Origin of the sequence: Streptomyces hilarionis (genome assembly GCF_024539675.1) — a bacterium.
In the GTDB taxonomy this organism is placed as follows: Bacteria; Actinomycetota; Actinomycetes; order Streptomycetales; family Streptomycetaceae; genus Streptomyces; species Streptomyces hilarionis.
Map to the genome: position 1 here is coordinate 1 of NZ_JAHHIT010000133.1, position 26,552 is coordinate 26,552.

At 71.1% G+C, this 26,552-nt stretch carries 26 protein-coding genes and 2 tRNA genes; 15 read left to right on the plus strand and 13 right to left on the minus strand.

The window, feature by feature from the left end:
• Positions 1-652: 652 nt before the first annotated feature.
• The 6 genes from paaA to KMS84_RS28345 all read left to right on the plus strand — a co-directional run bounded on the left by paaA (position 653) and on the right by KMS84_RS28345 (position 5,622).
• Positions 653-1,666 (plus strand): 1,2-phenylacetyl-CoA epoxidase subunit PaaA, encoded by a 1,014-nt coding sequence (gene paaA, locus KMS84_RS28320; protein ID WP_256919301.1) that lies wholly within the window; start codon positions 653-655, stop codon positions 1,664-1,666.
• Positions 1,663-1,950, plus strand: coding sequence for a 1,2-phenylacetyl-CoA epoxidase subunit PaaB (paaB, locus tag KMS84_RS28325; RefSeq protein ID WP_256919302.1), 288 nt, complete (start codon positions 1,663-1,665; stop codon positions 1,948-1,950). The genes paaA and paaB overlap by 4 nt, the downstream gene beginning before the upstream one ends.
• Positions 1,947-2,702, plus strand: a complete 756-nt coding sequence (gene paaC / locus KMS84_RS28330; protein WP_256919303.1) for a 1,2-phenylacetyl-CoA epoxidase subunit PaaC — start codon at positions 1,947-1,949, stop codon at positions 2,700-2,702. The genes paaB and paaC overlap by 4 nt, the downstream gene beginning before the upstream one ends.
• The gene (gene paaD / locus KMS84_RS28335; protein WP_256919304.1) at positions 2,696-3,268 is read left to right on the plus strand and encodes a 1,2-phenylacetyl-CoA epoxidase subunit PaaD; all 573 of its coding nucleotides are present in this window, start codon (positions 2,696-2,698) and stop codon (positions 3,266-3,268) included. The genes paaC and paaD overlap by 7 nt, the downstream gene beginning before the upstream one ends.
• Positions 3,268-4,365, plus strand: coding sequence for a 2Fe-2S iron-sulfur cluster-binding protein (locus tag KMS84_RS28340; RefSeq protein WP_256919305.1), 1,098 nt, complete (start codon positions 3,268-3,270; stop codon positions 4,363-4,365). The genes paaD and KMS84_RS28340 overlap by 1 nt, the downstream gene beginning before the upstream one ends.
• An 81-nt stretch (positions 4,366-4,446) precedes the next feature.
• Positions 4,447-5,622, plus strand: a complete 1,176-nt coding sequence (locus tag KMS84_RS28345) for an acyl-CoA dehydrogenase family protein (protein ID WP_256919306.1) — start codon at positions 4,447-4,449, stop codon at positions 5,620-5,622.
• 127 nt (positions 5,623-5,749) lie between these two features.
• On the opposite strand, the gene KMS84_RS28350 is transcribed toward KMS84_RS28345, so the two are convergent.
• From KMS84_RS28350 to KMS84_RS28365, 4 genes are all read right to left on the minus strand, one after another.
• Positions 5,750-6,079, minus strand: a complete 330-nt coding sequence (locus tag KMS84_RS28350) for a rhodanese-like domain-containing protein (RefSeq protein WP_256919323.1) — start codon at positions 6,077-6,079, stop codon at positions 5,750-5,752.
• Positions 6,080-6,137: 58 nt separating this feature from the next.
• On the minus strand, positions 6,138-6,935 hold the full coding sequence (locus KMS84_RS28355; protein ID WP_256919307.1) for a J domain-containing protein: 798 nt from the start codon (positions 6,933-6,935) through the stop codon (positions 6,138-6,140).
• A 182-nt stretch (positions 6,936-7,117) separates the two neighbouring features.
• The gene (locus KMS84_RS28360) at positions 7,118-8,578 is read right to left on the minus strand and encodes a DUF2252 domain-containing protein (protein WP_256919308.1); all 1,461 of its coding nucleotides are present in this window, start codon (positions 8,576-8,578) and stop codon (positions 7,118-7,120) included.
• A gap of 350 nt (positions 8,579-8,928) precedes the next feature.
• Positions 8,929-9,015, minus strand: a tRNA-Leu gene (locus tag KMS84_RS28365).
• A 423-nt stretch (positions 9,016-9,438) separates the two neighbouring features.
• On the opposite strand from KMS84_RS28365, the gene KMS84_RS28370 reads away from it, so the two are divergent.
• The 6 genes from KMS84_RS28370 (at position 9,439) to pknB (ending at position 17,637) form a co-directional block, all read left to right on the plus strand.
• Positions 9,439-10,311, plus strand: a complete 873-nt coding sequence (locus tag KMS84_RS28370; protein ID WP_256919309.1) for an FHA domain-containing protein — start codon at positions 9,439-9,441, stop codon at positions 10,309-10,311.
• A gap of 10 nt (positions 10,312-10,321) precedes the next feature.
• A complete protein-coding gene (locus KMS84_RS28375) occupies positions 10,322-10,840 on the plus strand; it encodes an FHA domain-containing protein FhaB/FipA (RefSeq protein ID WP_256919310.1) in 519 nt (172 codons plus the stop codon).
• 140 nt (positions 10,841-10,980) lie between these two features.
• A complete protein-coding gene (locus tag KMS84_RS28380; protein WP_256919311.1) occupies positions 10,981-12,552 on the plus strand; it encodes a Stp1/IreP family PP2C-type Ser/Thr phosphatase in 1,572 nt (523 codons plus the stop codon).
• A 27-nt stretch (positions 12,553-12,579) separates the two neighbouring features.
• Positions 12,580-14,022, plus strand: coding sequence for an FtsW/RodA/SpoVE family cell cycle protein (locus KMS84_RS28385; protein ID WP_256919312.1), 1,443 nt, complete (start codon positions 12,580-12,582; stop codon positions 14,020-14,022).
• Complete coding sequence (locus KMS84_RS28390; protein WP_256919313.1) at positions 14,019-15,488, plus strand: peptidoglycan D,D-transpeptidase FtsI family protein; 1,470 nt, start codon at positions 14,019-14,021, stop codon at positions 15,486-15,488. Before KMS84_RS28385 ends, KMS84_RS28390 begins: the two co-directional genes overlap by 4 nt.
• 169 nt (positions 15,489-15,657) lie before the next feature.
• Positions 15,658-17,637, plus strand: coding sequence for a Stk1 family PASTA domain-containing Ser/Thr kinase (gene pknB, locus KMS84_RS28395; protein WP_256919314.1), 1,980 nt, complete (start codon positions 15,658-15,660; stop codon positions 17,635-17,637).
• Positions 17,638-17,776: 139 nt separating this feature from the next.
• Here pknB and KMS84_RS28400 read toward each other — a convergent pair whose 3' ends face one another.
• From KMS84_RS28400 to KMS84_RS28425, 6 genes are read right to left on the minus strand one after another with little or no spacing between them, the layout of a single operon-like run.
• Entirely contained in the window at positions 17,777-18,538 is a 762-nt protein-coding gene (locus KMS84_RS28400; RefSeq protein WP_285894070.1) for a class E sortase, read from the minus strand.
• A 54-nt stretch (positions 18,539-18,592) separates the two neighbouring features.
• Entirely contained in the window at positions 18,593-19,690 is a 1,098-nt protein-coding gene (locus KMS84_RS28405; protein WP_256919316.1) for a class E sortase, read from the minus strand.
• Entirely contained in the window at positions 19,687-20,325 is a 639-nt protein-coding gene (locus KMS84_RS28410) for an aminodeoxychorismate/anthranilate synthase component II (RefSeq protein WP_256919317.1), read from the minus strand. Before KMS84_RS28410 ends, KMS84_RS28405 begins: the two co-directional genes overlap by 4 nt.
• Positions 20,322-20,519, minus strand: coding sequence for a hypothetical protein (locus KMS84_RS28415; protein WP_256912138.1), 198 nt, complete (start codon positions 20,517-20,519; stop codon positions 20,322-20,324). The genes KMS84_RS28410 and KMS84_RS28415 overlap by 4 nt, the downstream gene beginning before the upstream one ends.
• Before the next feature lie 16 nt (positions 20,520-20,535).
• Complete coding sequence (locus KMS84_RS28420; RefSeq protein ID WP_256919324.1) at positions 20,536-21,231, minus strand: class E sortase; 696 nt, start codon at positions 21,229-21,231, stop codon at positions 20,536-20,538.
• Between the two features lie 33 nt (positions 21,232-21,264).
• Positions 21,265-22,101 (minus strand): DUF881 domain-containing protein, encoded by an 837-nt coding sequence (locus tag KMS84_RS28425; RefSeq protein WP_256919318.1) that lies wholly within the window; start codon positions 22,099-22,101, stop codon positions 21,265-21,267.
• Between the two features lie 140 nt (positions 22,102-22,241).
• On the opposite strand from KMS84_RS28425, the gene crgA reads away from it, so the two are divergent.
• Entirely contained in the window at positions 22,242-22,496 is a 255-nt protein-coding gene (gene crgA / locus KMS84_RS28430; RefSeq protein ID WP_069769324.1) for a cell division protein CrgA, read from the plus strand.
• 244 nt (positions 22,497-22,740) lie between these two features.
• Here crgA and KMS84_RS28435 read toward each other — a convergent pair whose 3' ends face one another.
• Positions 22,741-23,640, minus strand: coding sequence for a rhomboid family intramembrane serine protease (locus KMS84_RS28435; protein WP_256919319.1), 900 nt, complete (start codon positions 23,638-23,640; stop codon positions 22,741-22,743).
• A 164-nt stretch (positions 23,641-23,804) separates the two neighbouring features.
• A complete protein-coding gene (locus KMS84_RS28440; RefSeq protein WP_256919320.1) occupies positions 23,805-24,338 on the minus strand; it encodes a peptidylprolyl isomerase in 534 nt (177 codons plus the stop codon).
• 363 nt (positions 24,339-24,701) lie between these two features.
• Here KMS84_RS28440 and KMS84_RS28445 point away from each other — a divergent pair, with 363 nt between their 5' ends.
• Positions 24,702-25,406: a DUF5324 family protein gene (locus tag KMS84_RS28445; RefSeq protein WP_256919321.1), complete on the plus strand. Its 705-nt coding sequence runs from the start codon at positions 24,702-24,704 to the stop codon at positions 25,404-25,406.
• 117 nt (positions 25,407-25,523) lie between these two features.
• Here the strand turns inward: KMS84_RS28445 and KMS84_RS28450 are convergent.
• Positions 25,524-25,596: transfer RNA gene (locus KMS84_RS28450), tRNA-Ala, on the minus strand.
• A gap of 182 nt (positions 25,597-25,778) precedes the next feature.
• On the opposite strand from KMS84_RS28450, the gene KMS84_RS28455 reads away from it, so the two are divergent.
• Positions 25,779-26,327 (plus strand): helix-turn-helix domain-containing protein, encoded by a 549-nt coding sequence (locus KMS84_RS28455; RefSeq protein WP_256919322.1) that lies wholly within the window; start codon positions 25,779-25,781, stop codon positions 26,325-26,327.
• The last annotated feature ends 225 nt before the right edge of the window (positions 26,328-26,552 follow it).

A 26,552-nucleotide genomic window follows, 5' to 3' on the forward strand; every position in this document is an offset into this window, starting at 1 on the left:
GGGCGGGGGCGGGGGCCTGCGGGCCACCGGCCTCGAAATCGCCCGCCTCGGAAACGCCCGCCTCGGGCCGACCCGCCTCGGAAGTACCCGCCCCAGGCCCACCCGCTTCAGAGGTGCCCGCCCCAGGCCCATCCGCCTCGGGGGCGTCGGCGTCGGAGCCGCCCCCCGCGGCGTGGCCGGACTCGGCACGCGGCCCGCCCTCGGAGCCCGGGAGCTCCGATCGCGGGCCGGGCAGCGCGGCGCCCGCGGGCGGCGCGCTGTCGGGCAGGGCGCGGTCGGAAAGGGCGCCCTCGGCGCCGGGCGGCCGCGTTTCTTCCGCTCTGCCGCGGCCCTGTGGAGCGCCGGAGCCTCCGTCGTACGCGTCCATTCCGCCCCGTCTCCCCGATCCCCGTCGTCCTCGACTGCGTCGCGCAATCGCGAACGCTACTCAGCATCACCCGTTCGGCGCAGCCCTCCCCCCGGCGGCGCCGGACACGAGCCGGGAGCGAAGCAGTTGTCCACAGGGGACGCCCGCAGGTTATCCACAGCGGTTGACACCATACGACGGCCGTCCCACCATGGAATCGCACGGACCGAACGATCGGTCGGGAGAAGGCTCGGGCAGAGCCGAGGCCGCGGCTTCCAGCCGAGGCCCTAGGTCAAGGGGGACCGCATGGCGACAGCAGCCGCGCACCAGACGGCCCGCACACACGGGCACGCCGGGCAACAGGGCGGCGCCGGCTCCGACGAGGCGTACCAGCGCGTCTTCGACGCCACCGTCGCCGCCGACGAGCGCATCGAGCCACGCGACTGGATGCCCGACGCCTACCGCGCGACGCTGGTGCGCCAGATCGCCCAGCACGCCCACTCCGAGATCATCGGCATGCAGCCGGAGGCCAACTGGATCACCCGCGCGCCCTCCCTGCGGCGCAAGGCCATCCTCATGGCGAAGGTGCAGGACGAGGCGGGCCACGGGCTCTACCTGTACAGCGCGGCCGAAACCCTCGGCGCCAGCCGGGACGACCTGCTGGACAAGCTGCACACCGGCCGCCAGAAGTACTCGTCGATCTTCAACTACCCGACGCTGACCTGGGCGGACGTCGGCGCGATCGGCTGGCTGGTGGACGGCGCCGCGATCACCAACCAGGTCCCCCTGTGCCGCTGCTCCTACGGCCCGTACGCGCGGGCCATGGTCCGGGTCTGCAAGGAGGAGTCGTTCCACCAGCGCCAGGGCTACGAACTCCTGCTGGCCCTCAGCCGCGGCACCCCCGAGCAGCACGCGATGGCCCAGGACGCGGTGGACCGCTGGTGGTGGCCGTCGCTCATGATGTTCGGCCCGCCCGACGACGAGTCCGCGCACTCCGCGCAGTCGATGGCCTGGAAGATCAAGCGCCACTCCAACGACGAACTGCGCCGGCGCTTCGTCGACATCTGCGTCCCGCAGGCGGAGTCGCTCGGCCTGACGCTCCCCGACCCGGACCTGCGGTGGAACGAGGAGCAGGGCCACTACGATTTCGGCCCGATCGACTGGACCGAGTTCAAGGAGGTCCTCAAGGGCAACGGACCGTGCAACGAACAGCGCATCACCCAGCGCACCCAGGCACACGACGAGGGCGCGTGGGTGCGTGAGGCAGCCGCGGCCTACGCGGCCAAGCACAGCCCCAGGACGGAAGTGGAGCAGGCATGACCGACACCGACTGGCCCCTGTGGGAGGTCTTCGTGCGCTCCCGGCGCGGCCTCTCCCACACCCACGCCGGCAGCCTGCACGCGCCGGACGCCGAGTTCGCCCTGCGCAACGCCCGCGACCTGTACACCCGCCGCGGTGAGGGCGTCTCCCTCTGGGTCGTGCCGTCCGCGGCGATCACGGCCTCCTCGCCGGACGAGAAGGACCCGTTCTTCGAGCCGGCCGCCGACAAGCCCTACCGCCACCCGACGTTCTACGAGATCCCGGAGGGGGTGAAGCACCTGTGACGCACGAAGCACCCGCGCCCACCGCGGCGCACACGACCGGCGCGACGCACACCGCCGCCGCCCTCGCCCTGGGCGACGACGCCCTGGTGCTCTCGCACCGTCTGGGGGAGTGGATGGGCCACGCGCCCGTCCTGGAGGAGGAGGTCGCGCTCGGCAACATCGCCCTCGACCTGCTCGGCCAGGCCCGGATCCTGCTGTCGATGGCGGGCGACGAGGACGAGTTGGCCTATCTGCGCGAGGAACGCGCCTTCAGGAACGTCCAGTTGGTCGAGCAGCCCAACGGCGACTTCGCCCACACCATCGTCCGCCAGCTGTACTTCTCCACGTACCAGCACCTGCTGTACGACCGCCTGGCGACCGGGCGAAGCCCCTTCGCGGGGCTCGCCGCCAAGGCCGTCAAGGAGGTCGCCTACCACCGCGACCACGCCGAGCAGTGGGCGCTGCGGCTCGGGGACGGCACCGAGGCCAGCCATGAGCGCATGCGGCGTGCCTGCACGGCCCTGTGGCGGTTCACCGGCGAGCTGTTCCGTCCCGTGGACGGCCTCCACGTCGACCCGGCCGGCCTGGAAGCAGCTTGGCTGGAGTCGGTCGGCGGCATCCTGGGACGGGCCGGTCTGACGCTGCCCGAGGGGCCGCGCACCGGAGCGTGGACCGCCGGAGCGGGCCGCGAGGGCCTGCACACCGAGTCGTTCGGCCGGATGCTCGCCGAGATGCAGCACCTGCACCGCAGCCACCCGGGTGCGACATGGTGACGCCCACCGCTCTGGAGGCGGAGCTGTTCGAGGTCGCCGGTTCCGTGCCCGACCCCGAACTTCCCGTGCTCACCCTCCAGGAACTCGGTGTGGTGCGCGCGGTGCGCCTGCGTCACGCGGACGCCGTCGAGGTGGAGCTGACCCCCACCTACACCGGCTGTCCCGCGATCGAGGCGATGTCCCTCGACATCGAACGGGCGCTGCACGCGCACGGGGTGCGCGAGGTGACGGTGCGCACCGTGCTCGCACCCGCCTGGTCGACCGACGACATCTCGGCCGAAGGGCGCCGCAAGCTGCGGGAGTTCGGCATAGCGCCGCCGCGGACGGTGCGCGACCCGGGGCCGGTGCCGCTGGAGCTCGGCCCCACCCGGTCCGGCCGCTCCGACGCCCCCGACCGATCCGCCCGGCCCTCCGACGGCACGTCCGCCGCACCGGACCCGGTCCGCTGCCCGCTCTGCGGCTCCGCCGACACCGAGCTGCTGAGCCGCTTCTCCTCCACCGCCTGCAAGGCGCTGCGTCGCTGCCTGGCCTGCCGTGAACCCTTCGACCACTTCAAGGAGCTGTGATGGCGCGTTTCCACCCGCTCCGCGTGGCCGCGGTGGACCGCCTCACGGACGACTCCGTCGCCCTGACCTTCGCGGTCCCCGAGGCGCTGCGCGAGGAGTTCCGCCACGCCGCGGGACAGCACCTCGCCCTGCGCCGGGTCCCCGGAAGAACGGACGCCGCCGACCCGGCCGGCCCCGCCGACGGGGTCGAGGTCCGGCGGACGTACTCGATCTGCTCGCCCGCGCCCGATCCGGGCGGCCCGGGGCCCGGCACCCTGAAGGTGGGCGTGCGGCTGGTCGAGGGGGGCGCCTTCTCGACGTACGCGATGAAGGAGATCGGCGTCGGCGACGAGCTCGACGTGATGACTCCCGCGGGCCGCTTCACCCTCGATCCCGCACCCGGGCTCTACGCCGCGGTCGTCGGCGGCAGCGGCATCACTCCGGTGCTGTCGATCGTCGCCACGCTGCTGGCCCGTGAGCCCTCCGCCCGCTTCTGCCTCCTGCGCAGCGACCGGACGGCAGCCTCGACGATGTTCCTCGAAGAGCTCGCCGACCTGAAGGACCGCTTCCCCGAGCGCCTCCAGCTGGTCACCGCGCTCTCCCGCGAGGAACAGCAGGCAGGGCTCCCCTCCGGCCGGCTGGACCGGGAGCGGCTGACCGCACTGCTGCCCTCGCTGCTGCCCGTGGGCCAGGTGGCCGGATGGTTCCTGTGCGGGCCGTTCGGGCTCGTCCAGGGCGCGGAACAGGCGCTGCGCGAGCTGGGAGTCGAGCGGTCCCGGATCCACGAGGAGATCTTCCACGTCGACGTCGCACCGCCGCCGACGCACCCGGCCGCCCCGGCCCACAGCACCGTGACCGCCCGGCTCGACGGCCGCGGCGGCAGCTGGCCCGTGCGGGACGGGGAGTCGGTCCTGGAGACGGTGCTGCGCAACCGCCCCGACGCGCCCTACGCCTGCAAGGGCGGGGTGTGCGGCACCTGCCGGGCCTTCCTGGTCTCCGGCGAGGTCCGCATGGACCGCAACTTCGCGCTGGAGCCCGAGGAGACGGATGCGGGATACGTGCTGGCCTGCCAGTCCCACCCGGTGACGGAGGCGGTGGAGGTGGACTTCGACCGCTGAGCGACCGCCCGTTCCCTTCTTCTAGAACCTGTTCTATCTTGACGACCCGTCAGATCAGCTGACCCGTCGGGAGGACAGGCCGTGGACTTCACCTTCACCGAGGAGCAGCAGGCAGCGGCCGAGGCGGCGCGGGGGGTGTTCGCGGGGGTAGCCCCCGACGGTGTGCCGAGCCCCGCGCTCACCAGGGGCGCCGTGGCCGACTCCTTCGACCGCGCGCTGTGGGAGCGGCTCGCGGCGGCGGACCTGCTGAGCCTGTTGCTGGACGAGGAGTACGGCGGCGCAGGCCTCGACGCGGTCGCGCTCTGCCTGGCGTTGCGCGAGTCGGCCAAGGTGCTGGCGCGGGTACCGCTGCTGGAGCACAGTGCCGCCCTGGCCGCCGTACAGTCCCACGGCGGTCCGCAGGCACGGGCCGCTCTGCTCGCCCGGGCGGGGCGGGGAGAGATCGTCCTGACGGTCGCCGGCAACGGCCGCACCGGCCACGACCCGGCCGAACTCGCCGTCGGCGCCCGGCTGGAGAACGGCGGCGGCGCCACCACCGGTTCCGACGGCGGCCCGGGCGAGGGCGTGTGGGTGCTGGAGGGCGTGCAGACGGCCGTGCCGTGGGCGTACGACGCCGACTTCGTCCTCGTACCGGCCCACACCGGGGACGACCGCGCCATCCTCGCCCTGGTGCCGCGCGAGCACCGGGGAGTCGTGCTCGCCGAACAGATCTCCACCACCGGCGAACGGCTCGGCGAACTGCGCCTGGAATCGGCGTGGATCCCCGCCAGGGACGTCATCACCGCCGATGGCGCGTGGGAGCGTCTGCGCGCCCTGCTCGCCACGGGGACGTGTGCGCTGGCGCTCGGGCTGGGCGAGCGCGTGCTGCGGATGACCGGCGACTACACGAGCAAGCGCGAGCAGTTCGGTCACCCCGTCGCCAGCTTCCAGGCGGTCGCCGTGCAGACCGCCGACCGCTACATCGACCTGCGCGCGATGGAGGTCACGCTGTGGCAGGCCGCGTGGCGGATCGCCTCCGGGGCGCCGGGCGCCCTGCCCGCTGCGGGAGACGTCGCCGTGGCCAAGATCTGGGCCTCGGACGGCGTCCGGCGGATCGTGCAGACCGCGCAGCATCTGCACGGCGGCTTCGGGGCCGACGTCGACTACCCGCTGCACCGCTACCACGCCTGGGCCAAGCACCTGGAACTGTCACTGGGTCCGGCCGCCGCCCACGAGGAGGCCCTCGGCGACCTGCTCGCCGCCCACCCCCTCGGCTGACCCGCGGCCCGCCGCCCCTCGGCCACCCTCACGACCGACCGACCGACCAATCGACCGACCGACGGCCGCCCTCCGGCCCGGCCTCGGCCGACCCCCGGCGGCCCGCGTTCAGGCACTCGGGCGGGTCCTAGAGGACGAAGCCCGGCTCGCCCGCGTCCGTGACGACCGGGCGGCCCGTGGCGGCCCAGGTCTGCATGCCGCCGTCGACGTTGACGGCGTCGATGCCCTGCTGCGCGAGGTACATGGTGACCTGGGCCGAGCGACCGCCGGAGCGGCAGATCACATGGATCCGCCCGTCCTGGGGAGCGGCCTCGGTCAGTTCGCCGTAGCGGGCGACGAACTCGCTGAGGGGCAGGTGCAGCGCCCCCTCCGCGTGCCCCGCCTGCCATTCGTCGTCCTCGCGGACGTCCAGCAGGAAGTCGTCGTCCTTGAGGTCCCCGACCTCGACCGTGGGCACACCAGCTCCGAAACTCATGGCCCCGACGCTACCCGACCGGGGGCGCGGCACGAGGGCGCTAGCCGACCAGCTCGGCCAGCTCCGCCTCGCGGGCGGCGACGTCGGCGAGCAGCTTCTCGGCGATCTCGTCCAGGAGACGGTCCGGGTCGTCCGGAGCCATGCGGAGCATCGAGCCGATCGCGCCGTCCTCGAGTTCGCGGGCGACCAGCGTGAGCAGTTCCTTGCGCTGGGCGAGCCACTCGAGCCGCGCGTAGAGCTCCTCGCTGGGGCTCGGGGCGCGTTCGGCGGGGGCGGGGCCGGCCGCCCACTCCTCCGCCAGCTCGCGCAACAGGGCTTCGTCGCCGCGCGCGTAGGCGGCGTTGACGCGGGTGATGAACTCCTCGCGCCGGGCCCGCTCGTCGTCCTCCTGGGCCAGGTCGGGGTGGGCCTTGCGGGCCAGCTCGCGGTAGAGCTTGCGGGCCTCCTCGCTGGGCCGGACCCGCTCGGGGGGCCGCACCGACTGGTCCGTGAGCATCGCCACGGCCTCCGGGAAGAGCCCCTCGTCGTCCATCCAGCCGTGGAACAGCTCCTCCACCCCGGGCATCGGCAGCACCCGGGCCCGCGCCTCGGCGGCCTTGCGCGCGTCCTCGGGGTCGCCGGTGCGGGCTGCCCGGGCCTCGGCGATCTGCGCTTCCAGCTCGTCGAGCCGGGCGTACATGGGACCGAGTTTCTGGTGGTGGAGCCGCGAGAAGTTCTCGACCTCGACGCGGAAGGTCTCCACCGCGATCTCGAACTCGATCAACGCCTGCTCGGCGGCCCGCACGGCCTGCTCCAGCCGTGCCTCGGGCCGGGGCTGCTCAGCTTCGGGGGTCGTCACCCGGCCAGCCTAGGGCCTGTCCGGCGGATCCCGCCGGGCGAGCCCCCGGCCGGCCCCCTGCCGGGCAGCCCGGTCACGCGGTGCGGGCCCTCGCCGGGCCCCCGCCGGAGCCCCGCCGGGCACCCGCGTCCGCGGTGCGGCAGCGCGGTGCCGGCGGGCGACGTCGTGGCGTGCGGCGCGGCTCAGACCCCCGTCTCCGCCGCGATCCTCCCGGCCCGGACCGCCGCGACCAGATCCGTGTGGTCCGCCTCGGTACGGTCGGCGTAGGCCACGGCGAACGCGGCGATCGCCTCGTCGAGTTCCTCGTTCTTGCCGCAGTAGCCGGCGATCACGCGCGGGTCGGCGCTGTGGGAGTGGGCACGGGCCAGCAGGGCGCCGGTCATCCGGCCGTAGTCGTCGACCTGGTCGGCGGCGAGCGCGGCCGGGTCCACGCTGCCCTTGCGGTTGCGGAACTGCCGCACCTGGAAGGGGCGTCCCTCGACCGTCGTCCAGCCCAGCAGGATGTCGCTGACGACCTGCATGCGCTTCTGGCCGAGCACCACGCGCCGGCCCTCGTGGTCCACCTCGGGCGTCTCGAAGCCGGCGGCCGCCAGGTGCGGGACCAGCGCCGACGCACGGGCCTCCTTGACCTGAAGGATCAGCGGCTCGCCCCGGTGGTCCAGCAGCAGGACCACGTACGACCGCGTGCCCACGCTGCCCGTGCCGACGATGCGGAAGGCGACGTCGTGCACCGCGTGACGGGCCAGCAGGGGATGACGGTCCTCGGACAAGGTGGTCAGGTAGTGCTCCAGGGAGGCGGCCACCGCGTGGGCCTCCGCGTCCGGGACCCGGCGCAGCACCGGCGCCGCGTCGACGAACCGCCGGCCGCCGTCCTGCGTCGCCTCGGTCGACCTGGCCGCGAACCGTCCGCTGGTGTTGGCCCGTGCCTTCTCCGACACCCGCTCCAGAGTGCCGAGCAGATCATGGGCGTCGGCGTGGGAGACCAGTTCCTCGTCGGCGATGGCGTTCCACGCGTCCAGCACCGGGAGCTTGGCCAGCAGCCGCATGGTGCGCCGGTAGGAACCGGCCGCGCCGTGCGCCGCCCGGCGGCAGGTGTCCTCGTCGGCGCCGGCCTCCCGGCCCGCGAGCACCAGGGAGGCGGCGAGCCGCTTGAGGTCCCACTCCCAGGGACCCTCGACCGTCTCGTCGAAGTCGTTGAGGTCGATGACCAGACCGCCCCGGGCGTCGCCGTACAGGCCGAAGTTGGCGGCGTGGGCGTCGCCGCAGATCTGGGCGCGCACGCCGGTCATGGGGGTGCGGGCCAGGTCGTAGGCCATGAGGCCGGCGGAGCCGCGCAGGAAGGCGAACGGGGTCGCCGCCATCCGGCCGACCCTTATCGGCGTGAGCTCCGGGATCCGGCCCAGGCCGGACTCCTCGACGGCCGCCACCGCGTCCGGCCGGTCGGCGTCCAGGACCAGTTCGGCGTGCGCCGACCGCGGCACGCGGTGACGCAGTTGCCGCCCCTCCGCCTTGGGCGACAAGGGAGCCTCGTCCCGCCCCGCCCCTGCGGGACGGCCGACGGGCCACTCGGCGAACCCTCGCACCCGGGGAAGCCTGCGCGCCTCGCCCGTTCCGGTCCCTGCATCCTCGGCCTCGGTCGCCATGACCGCCTCCCCCGCACACGTACGCCCGCCGCATCCGGCGCGCCGAACATCAACTCGTGCAGACCGTACAGCCGCGGACGGGGGACCCGTCATACCCCGGAGGCACCGGTTGCTCCGGGCTGCCGGAAGCGGGATGTTTCACGTGAAACACGACCACCCCCGCACCCGCGCCCCCACCGACCACGACCCTGAGATGTTCCTCACACACGGTGAGCAACCATCGTCCGCGTCGGCGCCGCGCTCACGCCCTCCGACGCCCGTCCGCTCGGACTCCCGATCGGACTCCCCGGCGACGAATGCTCCGGGACATGCGAAAGCCCCGTAGGTCGGAGACCTACGGGGCTTTCGGCTGGTGCGCGAGGGGGGAGTTGAACCCCCACGCCCTTGCGGGCACTGGAACCTGAATCCAGCGCGTCTGCCTATTCCGCCACCCGCGCATTGGGTGTGTCTTCAGGTTTGTGGGCTTTTCGGCCCGCCGCCTTCCGACATGCAGAACATTAGCACGCGGTCCAGGGTGCGTTCACATCCCTTTGTGGCGGGCAGGGAGCAGGTGGGGACCCGTCCGCGGCCTCGTACGTCTCGGCAGTGACTGGTTCACGTATCAACCTCGTACCTATGGCGGCCGTCTCCCCAGGAGCCGGACGAGGAGCACAGCCAGGTGCGGGACACTGGTCCACGGCCGCCTCTACGATCCTGGGCAGCAGCGAGTGGGAGAAGCAGGTGAGCGAGAGGGCGTCGACACCCGTCGACGGGGCCGACAGGGGGAACCAGCCGATTCACCGGCGCGTGGATACGATCAGTAAGCAGTACCAGGTAAGCAGCACGGTTCGGGACGGAAGCCACTACGGAGGAGGTGCCCCATGGGAGTCCTGAAGAAGTTCGAGCAGCGTCTCGAGGGTCTGGTCAACGGCACCTTCGCCAAGGTCTTCAAGTCCGAGGTCCAGCCCGTGGAGATCGCCGGCGCGCTCCAGCGCGAGTGCGACAACAACGCCACCATCTGGAACCGCGACCGCACGGTCGTCCCCAACGACTTCATCGTGGAACTGAGCACGCCCGACTACGAGCGGCTCAGCCCCTACTCCGGCCAGCTCGGCGACGAACTCGCCGGCATGGTGCGCGACTACGCCAAGCAGCAGCGCTACACCTTCATGGGGCCGATCAAGGTCCACCTGGAGAAGGCCGACGACCTCGACACCGGGCTGTACCGGGTGCGCAGCCGTACGCTCGCGTCCTCCACCAGCCAGGCGGACGACGCGCCCGCGGGCGGCCGGCCCCGCCCGGGCGGCGCCTACCCCGGCGCGGCCGGAGCGGCCGCTCCGCCCATGCCGTCCGCCCCGCCGCCCGGCGCCCCCGGCGCCCGGCCCGGCAGCTACGGCTACCCGCCCGCCGCCGGCGCCCAGCGCCCCGGCGCAGCCGGCGCGGGACTGGCCGGAGCTCCCCAGCCCGGCTCCCGCACCCGCCACTGGATCGAGATCAACGGCACCCGCCACCAGATCTCCCGCGCGACACTCGTGCTGGGCCGCAGCACCGAGGCCGACGTGCGGATCGACGACCCCGGCGTCTCCCGCCGGCACTGCGAGATCCGGACCGGTTCGCCCTCGACGATCCAGGATCTCGGTTCCACCAACGGCATCGTGGTGGACGGGCAGCACACCACCCGCGCTACGCTCCGCGACGGCTCGCGGATCGTCGTGGGCAGCACCACCATCATTTACCGGCAAGCCGAAGGGTGAAGCGGGGGCAATGTCAGAGCTGACCCTCACGGTCATGCGGCTGGGTTTCCTGGCCGTACTGTGGCTGTTCGTGATCGTGGCCGTGCAGGTCATCCGCAGCGACCTCTTCGGTACGCGTGTCACCCAGCGCGGCGCGCGCCGAGAGGCGGGACGGGCCCAGCAACAGGCCCAGCGCCAGCAGGCGCCCCCGCAGCAGCGCCAGCAGCCGGCCGCCGCCGGCCGCACGCGCCGCAACGCACCGACGAAGCTGGTCGTGTCCGAGGGCACCCTCACCGGCACGACCGTCGCCCTCCAGGGCCAGACCATCACCCTGGGCCGGGCGCACGACAGCACGATCGTGCTGGACGACGACTACGCCTCCAGCCGCCATGCCAGGATCTACCCGGACCGCGACGGCCAGTGGATCGTCGAGGACCTGGGCTCCACCAACGGCACGTATCTGGACCGATCGCGACTGACGACTCCCACACCGATCCCGCTGGGTGCGCCGATCCGTATCGGCAAGACCGTCATCGAGCTTCGGAAGTAGTGCTACATCATGAGTGAGCGCGAGCGGAGCGAGCACGCGGCGGCGGCCGGCACCCAGGGCCCCGGTGTGCTCCCGACCGGAGGGTGGGCAGTGTGGCTCGACACGACCGGCTGTACCCGGGGCCGACGGGCGAGGTGCGCATGAGTCTGTCACTGCGCTTCGCCGCCGGATCGCACAAGGGCATGATCCGGGAAGGCAACGAGGACTCCGGTTACGCCGGTCCGCGTCTGCTCGCCATCGCCGACGGCATGGGCGGCGCCGCCGCCGGTGAGGTCGCCTCCTCCGAGGCCATCTCCACCATCGTCGCCCTCGACGACGACGTCCCCGGCTCCGACGTCCTCACCTCGCTCGGCACCGCCGTCCAGCGCGCCAACGACCAGCTGCGCGCCCTGGTCGAGGAAGACCCCCAGCTCGAAGGCATGGGGACGACCCTGACCGCCCTGCTGTGGACGGGCCAGCGCCTCGGCCTCGTCCACGTCGGCGACTCGCGCGCCTACCTGTTGCGCGACGGCGTCCTCACCCAGATCACGCAGGACCACACCTGGGTGCAGCGCCTCGTCGACGAGGGCCGCATCACCGAGGAAGAGGCCACCACCCACCCCCAGCGGTCCCTGCTGATGCGGGCGCTGGGCAGCGGCGAGCACGTCGAGCCGGACCTGTCGATCCGTGAGGTCCGCGCCGGCGACCGCTACCTGATCTGCTCCGACGGTCTGTCCGGCGTCGTCTCCCACCAGACGCTCGAGGACACCCTCGCCAGCTACCAGGGCCCGCAGGAGACCGTGCAGGAGCTGATCCAGCTCGCCCTGCGCGGCGGCGGCCCCGACAACATCACCGTGATCGTCGCCGACGTCCTCGACCTGGACACCGGGGACACCCTCGCAGGCCAGCTGTCCGACACCCCGGTCGTGGTCGGCGCCGTCGCCGAGAACCAGCTCCAGCAGCACGACAACAACATCATGCAGACCCCCGCCGGCCGCGCCTCCGGCCTCGGCCGGCGGCAGCAGGGACACGGCGGGGGCGGCGAGTTCGGCCCGCCCGGCTCCGGCAGCGACATCACCGGCTTCATCCCCACCGACGGCTTCGGCGACTACACCGACGACGACTTCATCAAGCCGCGCAAGGGCCGGCGGTGGCTGAAGAGATCCTTCTACGGCGTCCTCGCCCTCGCCGTCATCGGCGGCGGGCTGTACGGCGGCTACCGCTGGACCCAGACGCAGTACTACGTCGGCACCAAGGGCGAACACGTCGCGCTGTACCGGGGCATCAGCCAGGACCTGGCATGGGTGTCGCTCTCGAAGGTCGAGAAGGACCACCCCGAGATCGAACTCAAGTACCTCCCCGAGTACCAGCGCAAGCTGGTGGAGGCCACGATCGCCGAGGGCGACCTGTCCAACGCCCGCAAGAAGGTCGACGAGCTGGCCGTCCAGGCCTCCGCCTGCAAGAAGCAGGCCGGCACCGCGGCCGCGGGCGCCACCGGGTCCAAGACCGGCTCCGCGACCTCGTCCAAGACCGGCTCGAAGACCGGCTCGAAGACCGCAGAGGGCCAGACGGGCGCCACCACGGGAACCACCCCCGTCTCCCTCACGTCCAAGGCATCGCCGAGCCCCTCGGCAACCGCGTCCCCGACCGCACCCGCGACTCCCACTCCCACCCCCGGCCCGAGCCTGTCGGAGGAGGAGCAGAAGGTCGTCTCGCGGTGCGGTGAGCAGTAGGCAAGCCGTGAGAGGCCCCGTCACACGATGAGCAGTACAACCAACTCGCCGACGCACCACACGTCCACGATCGGCTCGATCGGCACCCCGAGCCGGCGCAACACCGAGCTCGCGCTGCTCGTGTTCGCCGTCGTCATCCCGGTCTTCGCCTACGCCAACGTGGGCCTTGCCATCAACGAGCAGGTGCCCTCCGGCCTCCTCAGCTACGGCCTCGGCCTCGGACTGCTGGCCGGCGTGGCCCACCTCGTCGTCCGCAAGTTCGCGCCCTACGCCGATCCCCTGCTGCTGCCCGTGGCCACCCTGCTCAACGGGCTCGGGCTCGTCGCGATCTGGCGCCTCGACCAGTCCAAACTGCTCAAGCAGATCCACCAGGCCGGCACGGCCGCGCCGCGGCAGCTGCTCTACACGGCCCTGGGCATCGCCCTGTTCGTCGTCGTGCTGATCTTCCTCAAGGACCACCGCGTCCTACAGCGCTACACCTACATCTCCATGGTCGGCGCGGTCCTGCTGCTGCTCCTGCCGCTCGTCCCCGGCCTCGGCCAGAACATCTACGGCGCGAAGATCTGGATCTCGGTCGCCGGTTTCTCCATCCAGCCCGGTGAGTTCGCCAAGATCGTCCTGGCGATCTTCTTCGCCGGCTACCTGATGGTGAAGCGCGACGCGCTCGCCCTCGCCAGTCGCCGCGTCCTCGGGCTGTACCTGCCGCGCGGCCGCGACCTCGGCCCGATCATCGTCGTCTGGCTCATCTCGATCCTGATCCTGGTCTTCGAGACCGACCTCGGCACCTCGCTGCTGTTCTTCGGCATGTTCGTGATCATGCTGTACGTCGCCACCGAGCGGACCAGCTGGATCGTCTTCGGTCTGCTGATGTCCGCGGCCGGCGCCGTCGGCGTGGCCAGCTTCGAGAGCCACGTCCAGCAGCGTGTGCAGGCCTGGCTCGACCCGATGCGCGAGTACAAGCTCAGCCAGTCCGGCGCCCCCGGCATCCACTCCGAGCAGGCCATGCAGGCGCTGTGGGCGTTCGGCTCCGGCGGCACGCTGGGCACCGGCTGGGGCCAGGGCCACTCCGAGCTCATCCGGTTCGCCGCCAACTCCGACTTCATCCTCGCCACCTTCGGTGAGGAGCTCGGCCTCGCCGGCATCATGGCGCTCCTGCTGCTGTACGGCCTGATCGCCGAGCGCGGCGTGCGCACCGCCCTCGCCGCCCGCGACCCCTTCGGCAAGCTGCTCGCGATCGGCCTCTCCGGCGCCTTCGCGCTCCAGGTCTTCGTCGTCGCCGGCGGTGTGATGGGCCTCATCCCGCTCACCGGCATGACGATGCCCTTCCTCGCCTACGGCGGCTCCTCCGTCATCGCCAACTGGGCCCTGATCGGCATCCTGATCAGGATCAGCGACACCGCGCGCCGCCCGGCGCCCGCACCCGCCTCGAACCCCGACGCCGAGATGACCCAGGTGGTCCGCCCGTCATGAACAAGCCCCTGCGCCGGATCGCGATCTTCTGCGGCCTGCTCGTCCTGACCCTGCTGCTGCGCGACAACTACCTGCAATACGTCAAGGCCGACAGCCTCGCCAGCGACACCAAGAACCGCCGCGTCAACATCACGCGCTACTCCACCCCGCGCGGCAACATCATCGTCGACGGCAAGGCCATCACCGGCTCGGTCGAGACCACCGGCGACTACAAGTACAAGCGCACCTGGACCAACGGCGCGATGTGGGCCCCGGTCACCGGCTACTCCTCGCAGGCCTTCGGCGCCAACCAGCTGGAGCGGCTGGAGGACGGCATCCTCAGCGGCAACGACGACCGGCTGTTCTTCCGCAACACCCTGGACATGATCACGGGCAAGGAGAAGGAGGGCGGCAGCGTCATCACCACCCTCAACCCCGCCGCGCAGAAGGCCGCCTACGAGGGCCTGGGCCGCAAGAAGGGCGCGGTCGCCGCGATCGAACCGTCCACCGGCAAGATCCTGGCACTCGTCTCCACCCCGTCCTACGACCCCTCGAAGTTCGCCGGTTCCTCCGACGCCGACGCCGAAGCGTGGACGAAGGTCCAGAAGAAGAACGACCCCGACGACCCCATGCTCAACCGGGCCCTGCGCGAGACCTACCCCCCGGGCTCCACCTTCAAGGTCGTCACCGCCGCCGCCGCGCTGGAGAACGGCGAGGTCTCCGGCATCGACGCGAAGACCAAGACCCCCGACCCGTTCCCGCTGCCGCAGTCCTCCAGCAAGCTCACCAACGAGCACGGCGCGTGCGAGAACGCCAGCCTGCGCTACGCGCTCATGGTGTCCTGCAACACCGTCTTCGCGAAGATGGCCGACAACGTCGGCAACGAGAAGATGATCGAGCAGGCCGAGAAGTTCGGCTTCAACGAGGCCGAGCTCGACACCCCGGTGCGCGCCGCCGAGTCGATCTTCCCCAAGGACAACCCGCCGCAGAACGCCCTCGACGGCATCGGACAGGGCTCCAACCGCGCCACCCCGCTCCAGATGGCCATGGTCGCCTCCGCGGTCGCCAACGACGGCAAGCTGATGAAGCCGTACATGGTCGACCAGCTCAAGGCCCCCAACCTGGACACCCTGGAGACGACCGAGCCGCAGCAGCTCTCCCAGCCCGTCTCCTCGAAGACCGCTCAGGCGCTCCAGGAGATGATGGAGACCGTCGTCAACGACCCGCAGGGCACCGGCGGCAAGGCCCGGATCGACGGCGTCAAGGTCGGCGGCAAGACCGGCACCGCCCAGCACGGCCTCAACAACAGTGAGAAGCCGTACGCCTGGTTCATCTCGTACGCCAAGGTGTCCGACGGCAGCGCACCGGTCGCGGTCGCCGTGGTCGTCGAGGACGGCGCCGCCGACCGCGGCGACATCACCGGCGGCGGTCTGGCCGGTCCGATCGCCCGGGACGTGATGAAGGCAGTCATCAACAGCAAGAAGTGACCCCCATCACGTCGCCTACACATCGGTGCACGTTGCGATACCGGTCCTGTATCGGGTGACGGGCTTGGCCAGGTCACACAGCTCCGTCCGGGTACGGTATGCCCGGACGGCAGCCTCCGACCGCACACGTGTGCCGGTCGGGACCGACGGAGAGGGCTGGTAGGTAGCTATGGAAGAGCCGCGTCGCCTCGGCGGCCGGTACGAGCTGGGCCACGTGCTCGGTCGTGGTGGCATGGCGGAGGTCTACCTCGCGCATGACACCCGCCTCGGCCGCACCGTGGCGGTGAAGACGCTGCGCGCGGACCTCGCGCGCGACCCTTCCTTCCAGGCCCGGTTCCGCCGGGAGGCCCAGTCTGCCGCCTCGCTCAACCACCCCGCGATCGTCGCGGTCTACGACACGGGCGAGGACTACATCGACGGGGTCTCGATCCCGTACATCGTCATGGAGTACGTCGACGGGTCCACGCTCCGCGAGCTGCTCCACTCCGGCCGCAAGCTGCTGCCGGAGCGGACGCTGGAGATGACCATCGGCATCCTCCAGGCCCTGGAGTACTCGCACAGAGCCGGCATCGTCCACCGCGACATCAAGCCCGCGAACGTCATGCTGACGCGCAACGGCCAGGTCAAGGTCATGGACTTCGGCATCGCCCGCGCCATGGGCGACTCCGGCATGACGATGACGCAGACGTCCGCGGTCATCGGCACCGCCCAGTACCTCTCCCCCGAGCAGGCGAAGGGCGAGCAGGTCGACGCCCGCTCCGACCTCTACTCGACGGGCTGCCTGCTCTACGAGCTGCTGACGGTCCGGCCGCCCTTCGTCGGGGACTCCCCGGTCGCGGTGGCCTACCAGCACGTGCGCGAGGAACCGCAGCCGCCGAGCGTCTTCGACCCCGAGATCACCCCCGAGATGGACGCCATCGTCCTCAAGGCGCTGGTCAAGGACCCGAACTACCGATACCAGTCGGCCGACGAGATGCGGCTCGACATCGAGGCCTGCCTCGACGGCCAGCCGGTGGGCGCGACCGCGGCGATGGGCTCGGTCGGCTACGGCGGTTACGGCGACGACCAGGCGACCACCGCCATGCGCGCCGACGCCGGCGCCACGTCGATGCTGCCGCCCATGAACCCGGACGACGGCGGCTACGGCTACGACGACCGCCCCGACCGCCGCCGCCAGAAGAAGTCGAACACCTCGACGATCCTGCTGGTCCTCGCGGCGGTCCTGGTCCTCGTCGGCGCGATCCTGATCGGCAAGTGGGTGTTCAGCGGCGACGGCGCCGGCGCCAAGCCCTTCCCCGCCCCGAACTTCGTCAACAAGACGCGGGCCGTGGCCGAGACGATGGCCAAGAACACCGACCTCAAGCCGGTGTTCACCCAGAAGCCCTGCGAGAGCACCGCCAAGGGCAACATCTGCTCGCAGGACCCGGCGGCCGGCAAGGACGTCAACAAGGGCGACACCGTCAACCTCGTCGTGTCGACGGGCGCGCCCAAGGTCGTCGTGCCGACGGTCCTCGGCAAGAGCCTGGACGAGGCGAAGTCGCTCCTGGAGGGCGACAAGTACCAGTTCCAGGTCGACACCAAGCAGGAGGTGTCGTCGGAGCCGGAGGGCACCGTCCTCAAGCAGAACCCCAAGTTCGGCGACGAGGTGGAGAAGGGCACCACCATCACCCTCACCATCGCCAAGGCCGAGGAGAAGGCGACCGTCCCGGACGTCTCCAACAAGAGCTGCGACGAGGCGAAGGCCCAGATGGAGCAGAACGACCTCAAGGGCAACTGCGTCGAGGTCGACACCCAGGACCAGAACCAGGTCGGCAAGGTCGTCCAGACCGTCCCGTCCATCGGTTCCCAGGCCGACAAGGGCTCCACCGTCCAGATCCAGATCGGCAAGAGCACCCAGCCGGAGCAGGTGCAGGTCCCCGGCAACCTCCAGGGCATGAGCCTGAAGGACGCCAAGAAGGCCCTCCAGGACGCCGGCCTGAACGTCGGCAACATCGCCGGCTCCCAGGACGACGACGCCCAGGTGATCAGCTCGGACCCGGCCCCCGGCAGCACCGTCAACAAGGGCCAGGCCGTCAACCTGATCGCCATCAAGAACGGCGGCAACGGCGGCAACAACGGAGGCGGTTTCTTCGGCGGAGGCGGCGGCTGACCGTCCCGCGACGACGCACCGCAGCGGGCCCTGCCGGAAGCATCCGGCAGGGCCCGCTCGCGTCACCCGGCGGGAAGACGCCGGCGCCCAGGAGGAGGCGGAGGAGGAGGGGCGGACCCTCCCGGCGGGAGCGGCCGGGTCAGCCCAGTTCCTTCGGCGGGGTGCGGTCCGCGTCGACCTTCTCCACCCGCACGAGCTCGCCCCAGACCACGTACCGGTAGCGGCTCGTGTAGACCGGCGTGCAGGTCGTCAGCGTGATGTAGTGCCCGGCCTTCTTCGTGCCGGACTCCTTCGGGATGGCGCCGAGGACCTCGACGTTGTACTTCGAGGTCTCCGGCAGGATCGCGAACACCTTGTAGACGTACCAGTCGTCCTTCGTCTCGAAGACGATCGGGTCGCCCTTCTCCAGCTTGTCGATGTTGTGGAACTTCGCACCGTGGCCGTCGCGGTGCGCGGCGAGCGCGAAGTTGCCCGTCCTGCCGCTCGTCGGCAGGGCCGCCTTGACGGGATCGGTGTAGTAGCCGGCGACGCCCTCGTTGAGGACCTTCGACGAGGTGCCCTTCTCGACCAGCACCTCACCGTTGCTCATCGCGGGCACGTGCAGGAAGCCGATGCCGTCCCCCGTGTCCAGCGCGCCGGGACCGCTGTCCTGCCGCGCCCAGCCGTCGCGCACCTTGTCGCCCTGCCGGTGCGCGTGCCGGTCGGCGACGACGTTGGTCCACCACAGGGAGTAGACGACGAACAGGCCGAGCACCAGGCCCGCCGTGATGAGGAGTTCACCGAAGACGCTGACGGCGAACGCGATCCGGCCGCCTCCCCGGCGCCGCGGCCCGGGCGGAGGCGCGTCCACACGCGCGCGCTCTTCGTGATCGGTGCCGCCGGTGGTCGCTGCCACGTTCAATCCGCCCCTACTCGACTGCCTGCGCACCCACGGCACGCCACCCGGTCCACACGCCTACTCGACGAGCGCGTCCGGCTTTCCCTTGCTCCGCGGCCGCTCCTCGACCATCTTGCCCCAGACGATCAGCCGGTACTTGCTGGTGAACTCCGGCGTGCAGGTCGTGAGCGTGATGTACCGGCCCGGCCCGGTGAACCCGGAGCCCGGCGGGACCGGATCGAGCACGCTCGTGTTGCTCGGCGCGGTCACCGGCAGCGAGGACGCCATCTTGTAGACGAAGTACTCGTCCTGCGTCTCGACGACGATGTCGTCGCCCGCCTGGAGGCGGTTGATGTACCGGAACGGCTCGCCGTGCGTGTTGCGGTGGCCCGCGAGGCCGAAGTTGCCGCTCTTCGCCTCCGGCATCGCCGTCGTCAGCGCGCCCTCGCCGTAGTGCCCGACCATCCCCTTGTCGAGCACCTTCTTGTTGCTCACGCCCTCGGCGATCGGCACCACCACGTCCAGCTTGGGAATGTGCAGGATGGCGAAGCCCTGCCCGGGCGAGAACACCCCGGGGGCGCCCTTCCCGCTGGCCCAGTCGTCCTGGAGGCTGCTGGCCTCCTTGTCCGCCTGCGCGTGGGCCCGCACGTTCGTCCACCACAGCTGGTAGGTGACGAACAGCAGCATCAGCACACCCGTGGTGATGAACACCTCGCCGATCGCCCGGCTGACGACGACCGCCGCGCTCGGCTTGCGGGCCCGCTGGCGGCGCCGGGCCTCGACGCGCGACAGCGGCCGCTCGTCCTGCGACGGAGGCGGAACGTCCGGCCCGTCCTGCGCCCCGGGAGGCGCGTCGTGACCCGCGTGACCCCCGTGACGGCCGTGACGACCCTTGGCGGCCTTCCTGCGGGCCGCGCGTCCGCCCGCCGGAGTTCCAGGGGCCTGGGCGCCCGCCGAGGCGCCAGGAGCGGATATGGGGCCGCCGCCGAACGCCGACGCCGGCGGTATCCGCAACGCGACCGTCTCGTCGTCGACCGGAGGCCCGTACGACTGCCCCGATCCCCGTACCGGCCCCTGCCCTGCGCCCTGCCCCGCTCCCGCACGGCGGTCACCGCCGAAGGACTCGTACGACGCGGCGCCGTACGAGTCCTCGCGCTCGCGACGCAGCGCGGTCACGCCGTGGCCCTGCCCACCACCGGGGCGAGCCCCGCCGACCTCGCCACGGCGCCCTGGTCACCGCACTCCGTCAGCCAGTTGGCAAGCATCCGGTGCCCGTGCTCGGTCAGCACCGACTCCGGGTGGAACTGGACGCCCTCGACGGGAAGTTCACGGTGGCGCAGCCCCATGATGATCCCGTCCTGCGTGCGGGCGGTCACCTCGAGCTCGGCCGGCACCGTCCCCGGTTCGGCGGCCAGCGAGTGGTAGCGCGTCGCGGTGAACGGGCTGGGCAGCCCCGCGAAGACGCCCCGCCCCTCGTGCTCCACCGGCGAGGTCTTGCCGTGCAGCAGCTCCGGCGCGCGGTCCACCACTCCGCCGTAGGCCACCTGCATCGACTGCATGCCCAGGCAGACCCCGAAGACGGGGACCCCGGTGGCCGCGCAGTGGCGCACCATCTCGACGCAGACGCCGGCCTCCTCGGGCGTGCCCGGGCCGGGCGAGAGGAGCACGCCGTCGAACCCGTCCTGGGCGTGGGAGGTGGACACCTCGTCGTTGCGCAGGACCTCGCACTCGGCGCCCAGCTGGTACAGGTACTGGACCAGGTTGAAGACGAAGCTGTCGTAGTTGTCGACGACGAGAATGCGCGCGCTCACTGGTTGTCCACCGTCACATCGTTGAAGGGAAGCAGCGGTTCGGCCCACGGGAAGACGTACTGGAACAGCGCGTACACCACGGCCACGACCAGCATGATCGAGATCAGCGCCTTCACCCACGCGTTTCCCGGCAGATGCCGCCAGATCCAGCCGTACATGCCGTCCCTTCCGTCGCACCACGGCACCTGACTCACGCCGTACGCCACCAGACTAACGGCGCAGGGCCCTCGGTTCGCCTGCCTCCACGGGCTGTGTGGAGTCCAGGTGCGCCCAGACGATCAGCCGGTGACTGTGCCCCCATTCCGGATCGCACGTCGTCAGCGTCAGATACCGGCCCGGACGCGTATACCCCGACTTACGTGGCACAGCGTCGATCACCTCGACGTCCGAGGGCACGGTTTTGTAGGGGCCTTTGTCGATCCGATACGTGAACCAGGTGGCGCCGTCCGTCAGCACCACGGCGTCCCCCCGCCTGAGCTCGGGGAAGTCCTTGAAAGGGTCGCCGTAGGTCCGGCGGTGGCCCGCGACGGAGAAGTTGCCGGTCTCTCCCAGCCGCGCGGTCCCCCGGTAGTGCCCCAGCCCCTTCTTCAGGGTGCCGGTCGCCGTCCCCTCCAGCACCGGCTTGTTCCACGTGAAACCGAGCCTCGGGATGTACATCACCGCGAAGGGCCGGCCGTCCCGGTACGGCGCCGCGGGCACGGCCGCCCCGGCCCCGGAGCCGGGGCTCGCGCTGGGGCCGGCCCCCCGGCCCTGCCGGGCCCACTGGTCGTGCAGCACGTCGATCTGGTCGTCCATCGCCCGTTCGGCCCGCACCCCGGTCCAGAACAGCACGTAGACGACGAAGAGGACGATGACGGCCCCGACGGTGATGCACAGCTCGCTGAACGTCCTGACGATGACCCGCACCGACACAGGCGCCCCCCGGCGGCCGTCGCTCGACTACTCCACAGGCTTGGCGTAGTGCAGATCCACTGTGCCCGAGTAGCCCGGCAGAGTCACCGTGCCGTCCTCGGTGACTTTCCAGCCGAGCCCGTAGACGTTCACGTAGACCATGTAGTTCTGGATCGACGGCGCCTCGGCGAGCGCCCGCTGAAGCTTCTGCGGATCGCCGACCGCCTGGATCTTGTACGGCGGCGAGTAGACCCGGCCCTGGAGGATCAGGGTGTTCCCGACGCAGCGCACCGCACTGGTGGAGATCAGCCGCTGGTCCATGACCTTGATGCCCTGGGCCCCGCCCTGCCAGAGCGCGTTCACCACCGCCTGGAGGTCCTGCTGGTGGATGACCAGGTAGTCGGGCTGCGGCTCCGGATACCCCGGAAGCTTGGCGGTGGCGTTCGGCGGAGCGTCGTTGAGCGTGACGGTGATGGCCTTGCCCTTGAGCTTCTGGGTGCCCGCGTTCTTCTCGAGGCCGGCGAGCTTGTCGTCCTGCGCCTTCGTGCTGCCGTCGTCGGCCTCGGCGAGGGACTCGACCTCGTCGCGCAGCGCGCCGTTCGTCTCGTCCAGCTCGCCGTTCTTCTGGCTGCGCTCCTGGATGAGGTCGGACAGCTTCAGCAAGGAGGCGTCGGTGCGGATGTTCGTGCCCTTGGCGGTGGTGAAGCTGGTGAAGAAGAGCAGCCCCGCGAGGGCGAAGACGCCCACGGTGAGCACGCGCACGGGCCGGAAGCCGCCCCGGCGCTCCCCCGAGGGGGCGGGCGAGGGGGCGGAAGGGGAAACGGGGGCGGGATCCGGGGTGGAACCCGTTGATCCCGTCCGGGGGGAGTCGGCAGAATTGCTCAACGTACCCTTATCTCCTTCAGCGCCGTAGAAGCACTACGCTAACGGACGCCCGGGGGAGCCTCTCAGTCCCCTAGTACACAGCCCCCGAGCCCGACCCAGCACCTGCGCGGCCACGCAGCGCATCGACAGGAGAGACCCTCGTGCCGAAGTCACGTATCCGCAAGAAGGCCGACTACACGCCGCCGCCGGCGAAGCAGGCGACCGCGATCAAGCTCAACAGCCGTGCCTGGGTCGCGCCCGTGATGCTGGCCATGTTCCTCATCGGACTGGCCTGGATCGTGGTCTTCTACGTCACCGACGGCTCGCTGCCCATCGACCAGCTGGACAACTGGAACATCGTCGTGGGCTTCGGGTTCATCGCCGCCGGCTTCGGCGTCTCCACCCAGTGGAAGTAGCGCGACCAGCTCTGCCCACGGTTATCCACTGAGTTATCCACAGCAGTCTGGGGAAAAGAAAGACGATCTGTGGATAACTCATCGAAGGTTGACGCCGGTGTGAAGGAAGTACCGGCCGCCACCTTCACTCGAATGACTGTTCGCCCCCTGCCTGACCTGCACGAATACCGGTCAGGGTCAGGGGGCGCGGTCGTTCCCGCACGTTGTGCACAAGATTCGCCACAGACTGTGGACAACGAAGCGCTCAGGTGAGCTGAGCCGTTCTCAGGAGCGTGACGACCAGGACGGCCGCCAGCATCAGCGCGCACGCCCCGTACTGGATGAGCGCACGGCGCTCGCGCGGGGCGTAGACCATGGCGGAGCCGACGACCAGACCCGCGACCAGGCCGCCGACGTGCGCCTGCCAGGCGATCCCGGCCCAGCCGAACGTGATGACCAGGTTGATGACCAGCAGGGCGATGACCGGCCGCATGTCGTACCGCTGCCGGCGCACCAGCACGACGAGCGCCCCGAACAGGCCGAAGATGGCCCCGGAGGCGCCGAGCGACGCCTCGTTGGGGGCGGAGATCAGGTAGGTCAGCGCGCTGCCGGCCAGACCGGACACCAGGTACAGCGCGAGGTACCGGCTCCGGCCGAGAGCCCGCTCCAGCGGACCGCCGATCCACCACAGGCTGAGCATGTTCGACAGGATGTGGATATAGCTCAGGTGCAGGAACATCGAGGTCAGCAGCCGGTACCACTGGCCTTCGGCCACGCCCTGGAGCGCGCCGAAGCCGATGGTCGGCACGAACGCCCGGCCGATCAGCTCGAAGCGTTCCGTGAAGCTGTCGCCGACGACCTGCTGCACCACGAACAGCGCGAGGTTGAGGCCGACCAGGATCTTGGTGACCAGATGGGGGTCGGCGGCGATCGTGCCCCCCGCCACGGTGCGGGGCCGCGAGGCGTCGGGCGCGTGTCCGGTGCCGGAGCCCTCGCGGACGCAGGTCGGGCACTGGAAGCCGACGGAGGCGCTGACCATGCACGCGGGGCAGATCGGACGATCGCAGCGGGTGCACCGCACGCCGGTCTCCCGGTCGGGGTGCCGGTAGCAGACGGGCAGGCCGTTGTGCGCGTCGTCCTGCCGGCTGCCAGGCGCCTGGTCCATGGGCTCCCCCAGATGAGTCGTGCGGGGCGGCACGGTCGGAAAGGGATCGGATCGGAAGGGACATCGGATCGGATCGGAAAGGAAACCGCCCTGCCCATCCTTACGGACGAGCAGGGCGCATGGTTCCCGGGGTCGCCGCTCCGGCGGCTCCCGCCGTGGCGCGCTCAGACCTGGCGGGTCTCGACGACGACCGACTCGATGACGACGTCCTTCAGCGGGCGGTCGGTGCGCGGGTTGGTCGGGGTGGCGGCGATGGCGTCCACGACCTTCTGGCTCGCCGGGTCGGTGACCTCGCCGAAGATGGTGTGCTTGCGGGTCAGCCAGGCCGTGGGCGAGACGGTGAGGAAGAACTGCGAGCCGTTGGTGCCCGGCCCGGCGTTGGCCATGGCCAGCAGGTAGGGGCGGTCGAAGCGCAGGTCCGGGTGGAACTCGTCCTCGAACTGGTAGCCGGGGCCGCCGGTGCCGTTGCCGAGCGGGTCCCCGCCCTGGATCATGAATCCGCTGATCACTCGGTGGAAGACCGTGCCGTCGTACAGCTTGTCCGTGGACTTCGCACCCGTCTCGGGGTTGACCCACGCCCGCTCGCCGGTGGCGAGTTCGACGAAGTTCTTCACCGTCTTCGGGGTGTGGTCCGGGAAGAGCCGGATCTCGATGTCGCCGTGGTTGGTCTTCAGGGTGGCGTACAGCTGCTCGGCCACGATCTGCCTTCCGTCGTTCCTGTGACGCCCCGATCCTCGCACGGCCGCCGGCGGGCGGCCGCGGACGGCTCGCTCCGGGACCGGAACCGACGGATCGGGTACGGAAATGCGCCCGAGTCGCCCGGGACGGGAGCGGTCGGGGCCGATCCGTGGCATCGTCGGCTTTGTCGTTCGTTCGATGCTTCGTCGGCATTGCCCCCGATACGATCCGAATACAGCCCCTATCAGATGCCGTCCGCCCACGATTCGCCCATGATCAGCACCCGGATGCCCGTCCACACATGCCGAGTAGGCCGTCGGCAGGCATGATCCGGAAAAGGGTGGAAAGTCGAAATACCGTACGCCACCGAGGAGGAGGAACACGTGACCCGCATCGACAGCGTGCGCGCCGCGACCGGCTCGGCGAAGGACAGCGTGCTGCACGCCGCGGAAGTGGTGGCGCCCTACGCCGACACGGCCAAGGAGCGGGCCGCGCTTTACGCGCATGAGGCCCGCGTACGGCTCGCGCCCAAGGTGTCGCAGGCCGCCGAACAGGCCCGCGTGCAGTATGACGCCCACGTCGCCCCGCGCCTGGAGCAAGCGAAGACGCACGTCCCGCCGAAGGTCGACCATGCCGCGCAGGAAGCGGCCGCCCGTACGCGGCTGGCCGCACGGCAGGCCGCCGACTACTCCCGACCGCGGATCGAACAGGCGGTCGCCGCGGCCGGACCCGTGAAGGACGAGGCCGCCGCCCGGGGCGCCGCCGCTCTGGCCGCCCTGCGCGGTCAGGTGACGCCGAAGGAGATCGAGAAGCTGGTGCGCAAGCACCGGCGTCGGGCGAAGGCGGGCCGGCTCGCCAAGTCCCTCGCCGTCATCGGCCTGGTCGCCGGCGGCGCTTTCGCGGCCTGGAAGTGGTGGGACAAGCAGGCCAACCCGGACTGGCTCGTCGAGCCGCCCGCGGCCACGGAGGTCCCCGCCTCCGGCGGTCTGACCGCCGTGGACGGAAGCGACGAACCGTCCGTCCTGGACCCCGAGGTACAGGCCAAGCAGGCCGAGGAGGAGGCCGCGCATCGCGACGACCGCGCCTGACCGGCCGCCGCCGGGCGCCCCACGGCACGGACGGCGACGCGGTCCCCGCACCCCGCCCCTGTCACGCCGAAGACCCCTCCCCCTGCGTTCGCGCAGGTAGGAGGGGTCTTCTTCGTGTGGAGCCTAGGGGAGTCGAACCCCTGACATCTGCCATGCAAAGACAGCGCTCTACCAACTGAGCTAAGGCCCCTCTACAGGGCGTCCGGCCGGTGCAGATCTCGTACCGGCGGGCGCCGCAGACCAGAGTACCGGGTCACCCGGGGTATCTCGCAAAAAGATGGGGGGTCCCCGCGGATGACCACTCTCCGTAAAATGCAGAAACGCGGTTCGCTACAGCGAACCGCGTTTCTGGGGAAGCGATGGGGAGACGCAATGGACGCCGCACAGCAGGAAGCGACCGCGAGAGCGCGGGAACTGCAGCGGAACTGGTACGGGGAGCCGCTGGGGGCGCTCTTCCGTAAGCTCATCGACGATCTTGGTCTCAACCAGGCTCGTCTCGCGGGGGTGCTGGGACTGTCGGCGCCGATGCTGTCCCAGCTGATGAGCGGTCAGCGGGCGAAGATCGGCAACCCGGCCGTGGTGCAGCGGGTGCAACTGCTTCAGGAGTTGGCGGCGCAGGTCGCGGACGGCAGCGTCAGCGCCGCCGAGGCGACCGAGCGCATGGACGAGATCAAGCGCTCCCAGGGGGGTTCGGTGCTCAGCAACACCACACACACGACGAACAGTTCGGGAGCGCCCACGGTCAAGCGGGTGGTCCGCGAGATCCAGTCCCTGCTGCGCTCGGTGTCCGCCGCCGGCGACATCATCGAGGCCGCCGACACCCTCGCCCCGACCCACCCCGAACTGGCAGAGTTCCTCCGGGTGTACGGCGCGGGCCGGACGTCCGACGCGGTCGCGCACTACCAGTCCCACCAGAACTGAGCCGACGGCCCGGTCGCCGAAGGGGGTTCGGCAGCCGGGCGGTCGGGCACGCCGGTCGGGGGACCGGCGGACCGGGGGAGCAGCAACGGGGGGACCGGCAGTCGGGACGCCGGCCGCCGGGGGAGGCCACGACGCGACACGGCACGGCAGCGCGCACGGGGGTCGTGCGGTGGGCTCGCCGGAGGCGTCCCACTTCTCACGGGGGACACGGGGTGGGGGTACGGG